Origin of the sequence: Microbacterium sp. NFH-22A-Y, assembly GCF_021401375.1 — a bacterium.
GTDB lineage: Bacteria > Actinomycetota > Actinomycetes > Actinomycetales > Microbacteriaceae > Microbacterium > Microbacterium hominis.
The window spans coordinates 708,212-721,415 of sequence record NZ_JACBGF010000001.1 but is presented as its reverse complement, the minus strand read 5'-3'; the positions used below and the strand labels follow the sequence as shown (position 1 = coordinate 721,415).

Here is a 13,204-nt window from a genome sequence, read left to right as displayed (position 1 = left end):
GCGCCGCGGGCTCAGGTCGCGGCGAGGCGGACCTTCTCGGCCTCCACGTCGAAGTCCGCCGCGGGCCACTGCGGATCGACGTCCTCGAGGGCGTCGAGCAGGAGCGCCTGGACGGCGAGGCGCGCGTACCACTTGCGGTTCGCGGGCACGACGTGCCACGGGGCGTTCGGCGTGGACGTCCGCTCGAAGACCGTCTGGTAGGCCGCCATGTACTCGTCCCAGCGCTGCCGCTCGTCGACGTCGCCGGGGTTGTACTTCCAGTGCTTGTCGGGACGGTCCAGCCGCTCCCGCAGCCGCTCCTTCTGCTCGTCGGCGGAGATGTGCAGCATCACCTTCACGAGGCGGATGCCGCGGTCGGTGAGGCCCTTCTCGAAGTCGACGATCGCCCCGTAGCGGCGCTCGATCTCCTCGGCCGGGGCCAGCGCGCGCACCCGCCCGATGAGGACGTCCTCGTAGTGGGAGCGGTCGAAGACGCCGATGAGGCCCGGCGCCGGCACGCGCTTGTCGATGCGCCACAGGAAGTCGTGCGCGAGCTCCTCCGGCGTGGGCTTCTTGAAGGCGGCGAGCGCGATGCCCTGGGGATCCACCGAGCCGACGACGTGGCGGACGATGCCGCCCTTGCCGGCGGAGTCCATCGCCTGGAGCACGAGGAGCACGGCGGGGGCGTCCTCCTGGATGCGGCTCTGCGCGTACAGGCGCTCCTGCAGCTCGTCCAGCTCGTCGGCGCCCGCCTCGAGGTCCGACCGGCCGCTGCTCTTGCCCTCCTCGTACCCCGGCGTCGAGGACGGGTCGAGGTCGGCGAGGCGGAATCCGGGGTCGGCGCGGAGGATGTCGGCGGGGTCGGCGCTCCAGTGCTTCTGGCTTCTCGCGGTCATCACCACATCATGGCGCGACCCCGGGGTTTCGGCCAGGGCTCAGCGATCGAGCGCGACCTCGACGATCTGACGGCCGGCCACGCGGGCGGTGAGCGCCTGATCCAGCTCGGTCCGCGTCGCGGCGCGGACGTAGTCCCAGCCGTAGGCCGCGGCGAGCGCGGCGACGTCGACGTCCTGCGGCGTGTAGAGCACCCGCTCCATCGCGGACGGCGCGGCCACCGACGCGACCTCGAGACCGTCGAAGATCGTCCCGCCCCCGTCGTTGCCGACGACCACCTGGAGGCGCGGGGCCTCCTCACCGACCGGCAGCAGCAGCGCCCCTACGTCGTGGAGGAAGGCGAGGTCTCCCGTCAGCACCCGGGTCACCCCGACCGCCGCGGTCGCCTGACTCGCGAGGGCGATGCCGGTCCCGGTGGCGATCGTGCCGTCGATGCCCGCCAGTCCGCGGTTGGCGTGGACCGGGACCTTCTTGCCGCCGAGCACCTCGTCGGCGACCCGCACCAGCCGCGACGACGCGAACAGCAGCCGGTCGTGCGGCCAGGTGGCCCGCCAGACGGCGTCGACCAGCGCGACCCGGTCGATCGGCCTGCGCGCGATCGCCAGTTCCGACGCGATCGCCCCCAGCCGTTCGGCGGGAACGGCCGACGACAGGGCCTCGGCGTCGGGCGCCGGCGGCGCGAGATCGACGGATGCCGCGCGCGACGCCCGCATCCACGCGCCGAACCAGTCGCGGTCGACGTCGCCCACGGCGGCGACGACCGCATCGACCGCGATCGACGACCCGTTGAGATTGAGGGGCTCCCCCGGCCCGCGCACCGCGAGCACCTCGACATCGTCGCGCGAGAGCACCGCGACGACCTCGCGACTGAGCGTCGGATGCCCGAACACGACGGCGCGTTCGATGCGACCGCCGAGCTCCGGGTCGCGGAGCAGGCGGCGGTAGCCGTGCACGAGGTTGCGGCCGAACCGCGCCCCGCTGACGATCTCGGCGACGAGCGGCCACCCGCCGGCGTGCGCCAGCGCCTCGGCGCCGGTCCCGGCATCCGCGCCGGCGATCACCACGGTGCGCGGTCCGCGCACGAGCACATGGGGGTCGCCGTCGGGATCGGTCGGCAGGTTCGACTCGCCGATGCCGCCGCCGCCCTGGTACAGCGCGCCCGACGGCTCGATCTGGACCGGATCCTCCGCGGCGACGTCGGGCCCGACGGGCGCGGTGTCCAGCTCGAGCTCCGGCGTGCCGAGCCACGGCGGCAGGCCGCCGGCCAGCGGGTCGCGCAGCGGCAGGTTGAGGTGCACGGGCCCGGCCTGACGGGTGCCCGCGCCGAGCGCCGCGGCGACCGCGTCTTCCGCCACCCGCCGCAGCATGGCGGACTGCTCCCCGGTGCCGTCGGCATCCACCTCGTCCGGCACCGGCAGATCCTCCTCCAGCCGCATGTTCGGAGCGAACATGCCGGGCTGGCGGGTGGTCTGGTTGGCGCCGACGCCGCGCAGCTCGGGCGGACGGTCGGCCGTCAGCAGGATCAGCGGGACACCGGCATGGTGCGCCTCCAGTGCGGCGGGAAGGAGATTGGCGACCGCGGTGCCGGAGGTGCACACGACGACCGCGGGCATGCCCGACTCGCGCCCGACGCCGAGCGCCGTGAAGCCGGCGACCCGTTCGTCGATGCGCACGTGCACGCGCACGGCGCCGCGGCTCTCCAGCTCGGCCGCGACGAGGGCCAGCGCCTGCGAGCGCGATCCCGGGCTGACGACCACGTGCCCCACGCCGAGCTCGACGAGGCGCCCCAGGAGCGCCGCGGCGGCATCCGTCGCCGGCGCGCGACCGGCGAGAGGGCTCTCGTCCATGTCAGGCGGCGCTGCCGCGACGGTTCTCGTCGGGGTCGTCGTCCGGGGCGGTCGCGGGTTCGTCGCCGGCGCCGCGCCGGCGGTCGGGCTCCGGGCCCTCGGAGTCGAGGGCGGCCAGCTCCGCCTCCAGGCGGCGGATGCGCTCGTCCTGGTCGGCGATCGAGATCGCGCCCAGGCTGCCGAGGAAGTCGGGGTTGTCGTCGGGGGCGCGGAAGGTGCTCGCCCGCTGGGGACGGCCGCGACCGACCACGAACCACATCACGCCGCCGATGATGGGCAGCAGCACCACGAGCAGGATCCAGACCGGCTTGCTGACGCCGCGATGGCGCGTCGGCGGCTGCAGGGCGCAGTCGACGATGCTGTACACCCAGAAGGCGATCAGCAACAGCGCCAGAGGCAGCAGAATGCGCACCACCCCTCCATCCTAGGCGCGCGCCGGCATCCTCGGCGGGCGCGGGCACGGGTACGGGCGCATGGACGACGCGCGTAGGCTGGAGGCATGCGTGTCCGTTCGGCCCTCGTCTACAGCGTGCTGCGTCTCCTGGTGTTCGTGGTGCCGTTCGGGATCATGATGCTGTTCCCGGTCATGCGCGAGTACTACTGGCTGTCGGCGATCTTCGCCGCCCTCATCGGCCTGAGCCTGTCGGTGCTGTTCCTGCGCCGTCCGCTCGACGATCTGACCGCGGGCCTCGCCGAGCGTCGCGCGCGCCGCGCCGCGACCGACGAAGACGTCGAGGATGCCGCGGCCGACCAGGCCGCCGCGGCACCGACGGAGTGAGCGCGGGCGCCGGGTGACCGGTGCCGTCAGCCCGTGAACGCCCAGAACAGCAGCGCCGCGACGGCCAGCGACGTCAGCGACGTCAGCCCGAGCGCCACGACCAGCTCCCGCGGCGCGCGATAGGTCCAGACGATCAGGACGGCGCAGGCCGCGGGGATGAGCGCGAGCAGCGCCAGCCAGGCGAGCGGGTAGAAGACCGCCAGGAACGCCACGATCGCGAAGGCGCCGACCACCAGCACCGTGAACAGGATCTGCGTCGCCCGGCGCCCGATACGCACCGTGAGCGTGCGCTTTCCGGCGAGGCGGTCCTGATCGATGTCGCGGAGGTTGTTGGCCAGGAGCACGGCGCAGGCGAGGAGCCCGGCGATCACGCCGCCAAACCAGCTCTCCTGCGGCACGGTGCCGACCTGGACGAAGGTGGTGCCGACCGTGGCCACCAGGCCGAAGAAGACGAAGACGAACAGCTCGCCGAGACCGGCGTACCCGTAGGGACGCTTGCCGCCGGTGTAGAACCAGGCCGCCACCAGGCACGCGGCGCCGATCAGCGCCATCCACCAGTACCCCGTGCGCACGATGAGGGCGATACCGGCGGCCGCCGCGATGCCGAAGAAGACGAGCGCGACGATCAGGACGGTGCGCGGCTGCGCCTTGCGCGACGCGGTGAGCCGCGCCGGCCCGACGCGGTGGTCGTCGGTGCCACGGATGCCGTCGCTGTAGTCGTTCGCGTAGTTGACGCCGATCTGGATCGACACCGCGACGACGAGGCAGCACAGCGCGACCACCCAGCGCAGCGGCATCCCGCCGAGCAGCGCCGCGCCGGTGCCGATGAGCACGGGCGAGACGGCGAGGGGCAGGGTGCGCAGGCGCGCCGCGCCGATCCAGTCGCGCGCGGTGGCGCGCTCGACGTGCGCGGGGTCGCCGGAGAGCTGCGCCCTCTGCGGATTGCCGCGCGGCGTGTGCGCCGCGGAGCGCCGTCCCGAACGGGCCTTCTTCTTGCGGGTGCTGCCTGCCACGCGAGAATCCTATGCCCGCGGACGCATGAGTCCCCTGTGATGCCGACGCGGCGCGCTCACGCGCCGGCGTCCGCCGCGAGCCGGCGGAGGGCGGCGCGATCGGGCTTGCCGCTCGGCAGCAGCGGGATGGCGGCGACGGGCACGACCGCCCGGGGGCGTGCGGGCGCACCGATCTCGGCCTCGACGGCGGCGCGGATGCCGCGGAGGGCGTCATCGGCATCCCCCGCGCCGGCCGGGACGACCACGACCGATGCCTCGCCCCACCTCTCGTCGGGCACCGGGACCACGACGGCGTCGACGAGCCCGGGAAGGGTCCGCACCACCCGTTCGACGCGGTCGAGCGCCACGTTGATCCCGCCCGAGATGATGACGTTGTCGCGGCGACCGGTGATCGCGAGGCGTCCGTCGAACGCGCCGGCGTCACCGGTGCGGTACCAGCGGGTGCCCGCCGCGTCGCGGAAGAAGGCGGCGTCGGTGCGCGCGGCATCGCCCAGGTAGCCGTCCGCGAGGGTGGGACCCGACAGGAGCACCTCGCCGTCGTCGATGCGGACGCCGACGCCGTCGAGCGGCACGCCGTCGTAGACGCAGCCGCCCGCGGTCTCGCTCGATCCGTAGGTGCGCACGATTCGCACGCCGGCGTCGGCGGCGCGCGCGGCGAGCGCGGGGGCGAGCGCCTGCCCGCCCACCAGCACCGCCGAGAACCCGGCGAGTGCGCGGCGGGCGGCCGGATCGGGGGCGTCGAGGAGGGTCTGCAGCTGCGCCGGGACGAGGGACGTGTACGTCGGCACCGGACGCCCCCCGTGGCTCGATGCCATGGAGGATGCGGCGGCGACGAACCCCGCCGTGCGGAACGGCCCCGACAGGAGCGCGGGCTCGCGTCCGGCGACGAGCGCACGCACGAGCACCTGGACCCCGGCGATGTAGCCCGGCGGCAGCGCGAGCAGCCACGCCCCCTCGCCGATGCGCGCGCTCGTCGCGAGCGCCGAGGCCGTCAGCGCGGAACGGCTGAGCGCGACCGCCTTGGGGTATCCCGACGACCCGGACGTCGTGACGACCACCGCGGTGCCGGCCGGGACCTCCGCGGGCAGCGCATCTCCGGAGCCGGACGGCGCGCCGAGGGCGATCGCGGGGCCCGCCCCCAGCACCGCGCCCCGCAGTCCGCGCAGCACCGCGCGCGCATCGGCGGCATCCACCCGCTCCAGCTTCACCGTCGCCTCCGCGCCGTCGCGTCAGTAGTGGTACGGATAGGGCGACCAGTCGGGGTCGCGCTTCTGCAGGAAGGCGTCGCGACCCTCCACGGCCTCATCGGTGCCGTACGCGAGGCGCGTGGCCTCGCCCGCGAACACCTGCTGGCCGACCATGCCGTCGTCGATCGCGTTGAACGCGAACTTCAGCATGCGGATCGCGGTGGGCGACTTGCCGAGGATCGTCCGCGCCATCGCGATCGCCTCGCGCTCGAGCTCCGCGTGCGGGACCACGCGGTTCACGGCGCCCATCTCGTAGGCGCGCTGCGCCGAGTACTCCTCCGCGAGGAAGAACACCTCGCGCGCGAGCTTCTGACCGACCTGACGCGCCATGTAGGCGGACCCGTACCCCGCATCGAACGAGCCCACATCGGCATCCGTCTGCTTGAACCGGCCGTGCTCGGCGCTCGCGATCGACAGGTCGCAGACGATGTGCAGCGAGTGCCCGCCGCCGGCGGCCCACCCGGGGATCACGGCGATGACGACCTTCGGCATGAAACGGATGAGCCGCTGCACCTCGAGGATGTGCAGCCGGCCGGCGCGGGCCGGGTCGGGGGCGATCGCGTCGTCGGCCGCGTAGGTGTAGCCGTCCCGGCCGCGGATGCGCTGGTCGCCGCCGGAGCAGAACGCCCAGCCGCCGTCCTTGGGGCTCGGGCCGTTGCCCGTCAGCAGCACGACACCGATGCGCGGGTCCTGTCGCGCGACGTCGAGGGCCCGGTACAGCTCGTCGACCGTGTGCGGCCGGAAGGCGTTGCGCACCTCGGGCCGATCGAACGCGATGCGCGCGATGCGGCCGTCGCCGGAGACGTGCGCCGTGATGTCGGTGTAGTCGGCCGCGCCGGGCGCGAGCGTCCACGCGGTCGGATCGAACAGCTCGGAGACGAAGGTGTCGGTCACCCGGCCAGCCTACGCGCGGGCATCGCCATGGCGTCGTGAGGGTGTCGTCATATGGCCGGGACGGGTGGGCGACTCCCCCTACGCTGGGACGGTGACGTCGACCCCCCGCATCCTCGCCCTGTTCGCCGCCGGAGCCCTCGCGCTCGGCCTGTCGGCCTGCGCCTCGACGGGCGGCGGTGCGGCGTCGCCGACCGCGACCGACGCGACCGCGTCGCCGATCACCGCCGGCGCGTGCGAAGGGACCGAGGGCGTCACGCTCGTCGTCGACTCCTCCGCCCTGGCGGGCGGCACCTCCGACACGCGGTGCTACACGACCACCGCCGAGGTCGCCGTCGCCGACATCGTCGCCGCGGCCGGGCTCGAGATCGAGGGCACGAAGGAGTACGGCGACCAGGTGATCTGCCGCGTCGACGGGCTGCCCTCGGCATCCGAGCCGGTCGGCTCCACCCAGGACCCGGCGTATGTCGAGAAGTGCGAGTCGATGCCCGCCGCGTTCGCGTACTGGGCACTGTGGACCAAGCCCGCCGGCGGCGCGTGGGACTACGCCCAGGAGGGCGTGTCGACGCTGACGGCTCAGCCGGGCGAGAGCGTCGAGCTGCTCTTCAGCCTGGACGGGTCGCCCGCGGCTCCCGCGGCCTGAGCGGCGCCGACGCGCGTAATCTCGGCGCGTGAGCTTCCGCCCCGGCCCCCTGCGTGCCGCCGCCGCCCTGGCGGTGGGCTTCGTCGCGGTGCGCGTGGGGTACCGGGTGCTCTTCCACGGCGCCGACGGCGCCGGGCCGGTGGTGCTGCCACTGCCCCTGTGGCGCCTCGCGCCGCCGCTCGCCCACGTCGAGGTGCTCGGCCCCGCGACGGCGGGAGGGCTCTGGGATGCCGCGGTCAGCGCCCTGCCGATCGCGCTGACGATCCTCGCGTTCGGACTGCTCAGCGCCGTGCTCGACCTGCCGCGCCTGCTCGCCCGCGGCGCCCGGCGCGGCCCCTTCCAGGGCCTCGCCCGGGCGCTGTCGATCGGCTGGGCGACGCTGCCGTCGCTCGCCGACGCGGTGCGTTCGGCACGGCGGGCGGCGCGGCTGCGCGGCGAACGGGTCGGCGTCGCGGGCTCGGCCCGACTGCTCGCGCCGGTGCTCGAGGCGACGCTGGAGCGTGCGAGCGCCGTTGCCGCGGCCCTCGAACTGCGCGGCTACGCCGGACGGGGGCTCGAAGGCGACTGCGCGCACCCCGTGGCCGGGCAGGACGTCGCGCTCGGGTTCGGCGCCGGCGACCCGGTCGTCGTGGCGGACGCGGTGGGCCCCGGCATCCGCCCGGGCGCCCTCACGGTGCTCACGGGAGCGACCGGGTCGGGCAAGACGACCCTGCTGCGGGCGCTGAGCGGCCTGCACAGCCATGTCGACGGCGGGTGGATCCGCGGCGGGCTGCGCGTCGCCGGACACGAGCGCAGCGCCACGGCGCCCCGGGATCTGTCGCGCGTCGTCGGCGTCGTGCTGCAGAGCCCGCGCGCCGCCTTCGCGACGACGCGCGTGCGGGACGAGATCGGCCTCGCCCTGGAGCTGCGGGGCGTGGTCCCCGTCGTCGTGGACGAGCGCGTCCGCGAGGTGGCGGTGCGGGTCGGGATCGTGGACCTGCTCGACCGCGAGCTGGGGGCACTGTCGGCGGGGCAGGCGACGCTCGTCGCGATCGCCGCCGCGATCATCGAGCAGCCGGTCCTCCTGCTCGTCGACGAGCCGCTCGCCGACCTCGACCGCACCGCCCGCGCCCGCATCGTGGCGCTCCTGGGCGCGCTCGCCCACGAGGCCGGCGTCTGCGTCGTCGTCGCCGAGCACCGCGGCGACGAGTTCGGCGCGGTCGCCGACGCGTGGCTGCGCATCGACGCGGGTGGTTCCCGCGAGCGGGCCGGGGTGCTCGCGACCGCGGGTGCGGGGCTCGCGCAGGTAGGTCGTCCCCGACCGCCGCGGACGGCGCCCGACGCGGCGACCCCCCGGACTCCCGCCACGGAACCGGTGCTGTCGACCCGCGTCACCGTGCGGTACGCAGACCGCGTCGCCGTCGACGACGCACCGATCGCGCTCCACGCCGGCGAGATCGTGGCGCTCGTCGGCCCCAACGGCGCCGGCAAGTCGAGCCTGCTCGTCGCCCTCGCCACCGGCGCGCACGCCCGCGAGGTGCGATTGGTCCCCGATGACTCCGACGCGCTGTTCGTGCGCGACACCGTCGCCGCCGAGTGTCAGCGCACCGACCGGCGGGCGCGCCTGCCGGCCGGCACGACCGCCCACCGGTTCGCCGGGCTCCTCGGGCGCGACAGCGACGACGAGGGCGGCGTGGAGGCGGCGCGAGAGCTGTGGCACCGGCATCCGCGTGACCTGTCCGCCGGTCAGCGGCGCTGCCTCGCTCTCGCGATCCAGACGGCGACAGGCGCCCCCGTCCTGCTCGTGGACGAGCCGACCCGCGGCCTCGACCCCGACGCGCGCCGCCTGGTCGACGCCGCCCTCGCGCGGCTCGCGGATGCCGGGACCGCCGTCCTGATCGCGACCCACGATCCGTCGGCCATCGCCCGCGCCGACCGCGTGCTGCCCCTGGCGGCCGGGCGGCTCGCCGCCTCGCCCGCCGCCCCGCCCGCCCGCACCGAGCCCGCCCTCGCCGACCCCGCCCGCGCCGAACTCCTCCAATCCGCGACCGCCGACCCCGTCTCGGGGTCCCCGCCCGGCCCCGCGCCGCAACCCGGAGGAGTTCGGGACACGCCCCCCACCCGCACCCCACGGCGAGCCGCAGCCAGGACCCCGCAGCCCCGGCCCCAACCCCGACCGCGGCGCAGCCTCACCGCGGCCCTGATCGCGGCGAACCTCGTCGCGGCGGCCGCGTTCCTGTGGCCCCTCGTGGCGACGGCGGTGCCGGCGCAGGCGCAGGCCGCCGCGCCGGTCATCGCGATGGCGCTCGCCCCTCTCGCGATCATCGTCGCCCTCGCGAGCCTCGACACGACGGTGCGGTCGGCGCACACCCTCGCGCTGTTGGCCGTGCTCGCGGCGGTCGGGGCGGCCGTGCGCATCGCGAGCACCGGGGTGGGCGGCGTGGAGGCGCTGTTCGTGCTCCTGATCCTGGCCGGGCGGGCGTACGGGGCGCGCTTCGGACTGCTGCTCGGCGCGGCATCCCTCGCCCTGTCGGCGGTGCTGTGGGGCGGGGTCGGCCCGTGGCTGCCGTTCCAGATGTTCGCCTGCGGCTGGGTCGCGGCGGGCGCGGGGCTGCTGCCGCGGCGCGTGCGCGGCGGCGCCGAGGTCGCGATGCTCGCGGCGTACGGCGTCGTGTCGGCGTACGTGTTCGGGCTGATCATGAACATGTGGTTCTGGCCGTTCGCCGTCGGCGCCGGGACGAGCATCTCCTACAGCCCGGGCGCGCCCCTCATCGAGAACCTCGGGAATTTCCTCGTCTACTCGCTGGTGACCTCGACCCTCAGCTGGGACACGCTGCGCGCCGTCACCACGGTCATCGGGATCGGACTCATCGGGCGTGCGCTGCTGCGCTCGCTGCGGCGCGCGAAGCCCGTCGCCGGGGCTCCCGGGCCGCCGTCGCCCCCTCAGAGACCCCGCGGAGCGCTCGCTACAGTCGAATCATGACCACGACGGTGCGGCCCCTGACCCCGGACGAGATCGGCTCGGAGGCGTTCCTCCCCCTCCTCTGGGAGGCGGCCGGGGTGGATGCCGACGCGCTCCTGTGGATCCGCGACGCCGAACTGCCCCGGCTCACCGTCGTCGGCGTCGTGGCCGGCGGCATCCTCGGCTTCGCCGCCTTCGGCCCCGACCCCGCCCGCGGCCGCACGGAGCTGCACTACATCGCCGTCGCGCACGAGGCGCGGGGCACCGGTCTCGGGTCCCGGCTCGTGGATGCCGCGCGTCGCGCCGACCCGACCCTCCCGCTGTTCGCGAGCACCGACGACGACGCGGTCGAGTTCTACCGTCGCCTCGGCTTCGCGGTCTCCGATGCGCCGCGCGACCCGCGGTGGCCGACTCGGCAGCGCTACGACTGCACGATCCCGCCGCTCGGCGACCCGCTCGAGCTGACCCTCGCCGTCTACCGCGACCACGCCCTGCGCTACGCCCAGCGCACGTCGGCCACACCGTCGCCGCTCGTCGCGGAGCTGGGGACGCTGCTGCCGGCGCGCTCCTCCGTGCTCGAGCTCGGTTCGGGCCCGGGCCGCGACGCCGATGCGCTGGAGGCGGCGGGCTTCGCCGTCGACCGCACGGATGCCGCGGCATCCTTCATCGCACTGCAGCACGCGGCGGGCCATCGCGCACGCCTGCTCGACGTGCGCGACGCCGACTTCGGCGGCCCGTACGACGCCGTGTTCGCCAGCGCCGTGCTGCTGCACGTGCCGCGGGCGCGGCTGCGGGGCGTGCTGCGGCGAGCGCGCGCCGCGACCCGGCCGGGCGGGGTCATGATCGCCTCGTTCAAGAAGGGCGAGGGCGAGCACTGGTCGGCGCACAAGCTCGACGCGCCGCGACACTTCGTGCTGTGGCGCGAGGATCCGCTGGCCGAGGCCTTCGCCGCCACGGGCTGGACCGACGTCGTCGTCCGCGACACGACGGCCCCGGATGCCGCGGCCACCGACCCGTGGATCACGGTGACGGCTCGCAACCCGGAGGCCGGGTGATGCTGATCGTCGGCTCCGTCGTGATCCGCGTCGACGACCTCGCGCGGGAGACGGCCTTCTGGACCGCGGCCCTCGACTACGTGGTGCGCGAGCCCGCCGGCGACGACTTCGCGCTGCTGCATCCGCGGCACGGTGCCGGGGTGAGCGTGTCGCTGGATGCCGTCGCGGCGCCGCGCGTCCTGCCCCCGCGGATCCACCTCGACCTCTACGCGCAGGACCAGGACACCGAGGTGGCGCGGCTGGAGCGTCTGGGCGCGCGCCGCGTCGTGTGGGACCGGCAGCCGGCCGATGCGGACTACGTGATCATGGAGGATCCCGAGGGCAACCGGTTCTGCGTCGTCGACGCGGCGGAGTGGTCGGGATGGGCGGGGGCGGCATCCACGGTGGCATCCGCTGCGGAGTGAGACCCGCCGGCGGCGCGGCCGTGGGAGAATGGGGCACGGCCGTCGTCCACCCGAGGATGCCGCCGGAAGGGCATGTCGTGCAGATCAGGAACTCCTCGGACTGGCGAGATGCCCTGCCGTTCGAAATCGCCGTCGCCGCCGAGCAGGCCGTGCCGGGCGACGCGACCCGGTGCTCGGGCTGCGGACCGACCAGCGAGCCGTGGCCGCGCGAAGCGCTGTGGGTGATGAAGCACCGGCATCCGAACAATCCGGCCGGATTCGTGCGGTTCTACTGCGCCGACCACAAGCCCGCGGCCAAGCTCGCCGCCGCGCCCGCGCCGACCACGCGCGAGCGTGCCCGCGCCGCCCGTGTCGCCTCGGGCACGCCGCGCACCGTCGCCGCCCCCACCATCCCCGAGCGCCCCGCGGTGATGTGCCCGGACTGCTTCGTGCAGGTGCCCGCGACCGGCATCTGCGGCATGTGCGGCGCTCCCGTCGCCTGACCCTCACCCGCGGGCCGTATCCGAACTGCAAGGCCGCAGCCGCGACACGCCGCCACCCCGCACCCGGCCACGGCGCGTCGCCCGGCATCCCTTGCAGTTCGGTGTGTGCGGCTGGCCGTTAGGATCGCGGGATGGTCGTGCTGCACCGCCTCACACCGTCGTCGGACGGCGCACCTGCAGCGGTCCTGCTGCCCGGGCGCGGATACACCGCGCAGGCACCGCTGCTGCACTGGACCGGCGTCATCCTGGCTCAGAACGGATGGGACGTCTACGCCGCCGAGTGGGCATTGGGTGACGCCGCGGACGACCCGGCCGACTTCGTCGCCCGGGAGTGGGGCGAAATCATCTCGGCCCTCCCGTGCGCGCCCGACCTTGTCGTCGCCAAGTCTCTGGGCACCTTCGCGGCCTCACACGCCGTCGCGGCAGGCATACCTGGAGTGTGGTTGACGCCGCTGGTCGGCCACGATGTCGTGGCTACGGCGCTGCGCGCGGCATCCGCGACTCATCTCATCGTCGCCGGCACGACGGATGCGACGTGGTGGCCCGACCGCATCAGCGAGACCGCAGCCGCGGTGATGGAGATCGCCGGCGCCGACCACGGTCTGCAGTCGGACGGCGATTGGGAGGAGTCGTACGCGGTGCAGCGACGCGTGTTCGCCCGAATCGCGGCGCATGCCGCCGCCCTGGCACGTCGCTGAGCCCGCTTCGGCCCCACCGTCACCTCCACCTCCTCACGCCCCGACTGCAAGGTCGTAGCCGCGACGCGCCGCCACCCCGCGCCCGGCCACGGCGTGTCGCCCGGCATCCCTTGCAGTTCGGCCCGGGCACACCGGATGCCGACCCAGCGCCGCCTCACCCCAGCGCTGTCTCACCCAATCCACCCCGGCCGTCCCACCCCAACCCAATTGCAAGGTCGTAGCCGCGACGCGCCGCCACCCCGCGCCCGGCCGCGGCGTGTCGCCGGCATCCCTTGCAGTTCGGCCAGAGGCCGAGACACCCGGAACCCGCACCCGCCCCACCCGCGGATGCC

At 74.9% G+C, this 13,204-nt stretch carries 13 protein-coding genes; 7 read left to right on the top strand and 6 right to left on the bottom strand.

Features of this window, described 5'->3' with window-relative positions; genetic code table 11:
• Positions 1–11 precede the first annotated feature (11 nt).
• Genes L0965_RS03270 through L0965_RS03260 form a run of 3 tightly spaced genes read right to left on the bottom strand, consistent with a single transcriptional unit; the run spans position 12 to position 3,135 of the window.
• On the bottom strand, positions 12–875 hold the full coding sequence (locus L0965_RS03270) for a polyphosphate kinase 2 family protein (RefSeq protein WP_060960363.1): 864 nt from the start codon (positions 873–875) through the stop codon (positions 12–14).
• Positions 876–914: 39 nt separating this feature from the next.
• Positions 915–2,720 carry a 2-succinyl-5-enolpyruvyl-6-hydroxy-3-cyclohexene-1-carboxylic-acid synthase gene (menD, locus tag L0965_RS03265; protein WP_101305639.1) on the bottom strand — a complete coding sequence of 602 codons (1,806 nt, stop codon included), beginning with the start codon at positions 2,718–2,720 and terminating at the stop codon, positions 915–917.
• A 1-nt stretch (position 2,721) separates the two neighbouring features.
• Complete coding sequence (locus L0965_RS03260) at positions 2,722–3,135, bottom strand: PLD nuclease N-terminal domain-containing protein (protein WP_061782303.1); 414 nt, start codon at positions 3,133–3,135, stop codon at positions 2,722–2,724.
• 84 nt (positions 3,136–3,219) lie between these two features.
• Between L0965_RS03260 and L0965_RS03255 the strand changes: the two genes are divergently transcribed.
• Positions 3,220–3,498 carry a DUF4229 domain-containing protein gene (locus tag L0965_RS03255; RefSeq protein ID WP_101305638.1) on the top strand — a complete coding sequence of 93 codons (279 nt, stop codon included), beginning with the start codon at positions 3,220–3,222 and terminating at the stop codon, positions 3,496–3,498.
• 26 nt (positions 3,499–3,524) lie between these two features.
• On the opposite strand, the gene L0965_RS03250 is transcribed toward L0965_RS03255, so the two are convergent.
• The 3 genes from L0965_RS03250 to L0965_RS03240 are packed head-to-tail and all read right to left on the bottom strand — an operon-like array spanning position 3,525 to position 6,652.
• Positions 3,525–4,511, bottom strand: coding sequence for a 1,4-dihydroxy-2-naphthoate polyprenyltransferase (locus tag L0965_RS03250; protein WP_101305637.1), 987 nt, complete (start codon positions 4,509–4,511; stop codon positions 3,525–3,527).
• Positions 4,512–4,567: 56 nt separating this feature from the next.
• On the bottom strand, positions 4,568–5,719 hold the full coding sequence (locus L0965_RS03245) for an AMP-binding protein (protein WP_061782301.1): 1,152 nt from the start codon (positions 5,717–5,719) through the stop codon (positions 4,568–4,570).
• A 21-nt stretch (positions 5,720–5,740) separates the two neighbouring features.
• The gene (locus tag L0965_RS03240) at positions 5,741–6,652 is read right to left on the bottom strand and encodes a 1,4-dihydroxy-2-naphthoyl-CoA synthase (protein WP_101305636.1); all 912 of its coding nucleotides are present in this window, start codon (positions 6,650–6,652) and stop codon (positions 5,741–5,743) included.
• A 91-nt stretch (positions 6,653–6,743) separates the two neighbouring features.
• Here L0965_RS03240 and L0965_RS03235 point away from each other — a divergent pair, with 91 nt between their 5' ends.
• From L0965_RS03235 to L0965_RS03210, 6 genes are all read left to right on the top strand, one after another.
• Positions 6,744–7,292 carry a hypothetical protein gene (locus tag L0965_RS03235; RefSeq protein ID WP_198553672.1) on the top strand — a complete coding sequence of 183 codons (549 nt, stop codon included), beginning with the start codon at positions 6,744–6,746 and terminating at the stop codon, positions 7,290–7,292.
• Between the two features lie 28 nt (positions 7,293–7,320).
• Positions 7,321–10,254 (top strand): ATP-binding cassette domain-containing protein, encoded by a 2,934-nt coding sequence (locus L0965_RS16530; protein WP_101305635.1) that lies wholly within the window; start codon positions 7,321–7,323, stop codon positions 10,252–10,254.
• On the top strand, positions 10,251–11,288 hold the full coding sequence (locus tag L0965_RS03225; protein WP_101305634.1) for a GNAT family N-acetyltransferase: 1,038 nt from the start codon (positions 10,251–10,253) through the stop codon (positions 11,286–11,288). Before L0965_RS16530 ends, L0965_RS03225 begins: the two co-directional genes overlap by 4 nt.
• Positions 11,288–11,692, top strand: a complete 405-nt coding sequence (locus L0965_RS03220; protein ID WP_101305633.1) for a VOC family protein — start codon at positions 11,288–11,290, stop codon at positions 11,690–11,692. The genes L0965_RS03225 and L0965_RS03220 overlap by 1 nt, the downstream gene beginning before the upstream one ends.
• Positions 11,693–11,769: 77 nt before the next feature.
• A complete protein-coding gene (locus L0965_RS03215) occupies positions 11,770–12,174 on the top strand; it encodes a hypothetical protein (protein WP_061782295.1) in 405 nt (134 codons plus the stop codon).
• Between the two features lie 131 nt (positions 12,175–12,305).
• A complete protein-coding gene (locus tag L0965_RS03210) occupies positions 12,306–12,872 on the top strand; it encodes a hypothetical protein (protein ID WP_101305632.1) in 567 nt (188 codons plus the stop codon).
• Positions 12,873–13,204 lie beyond the last annotated feature (332 nt).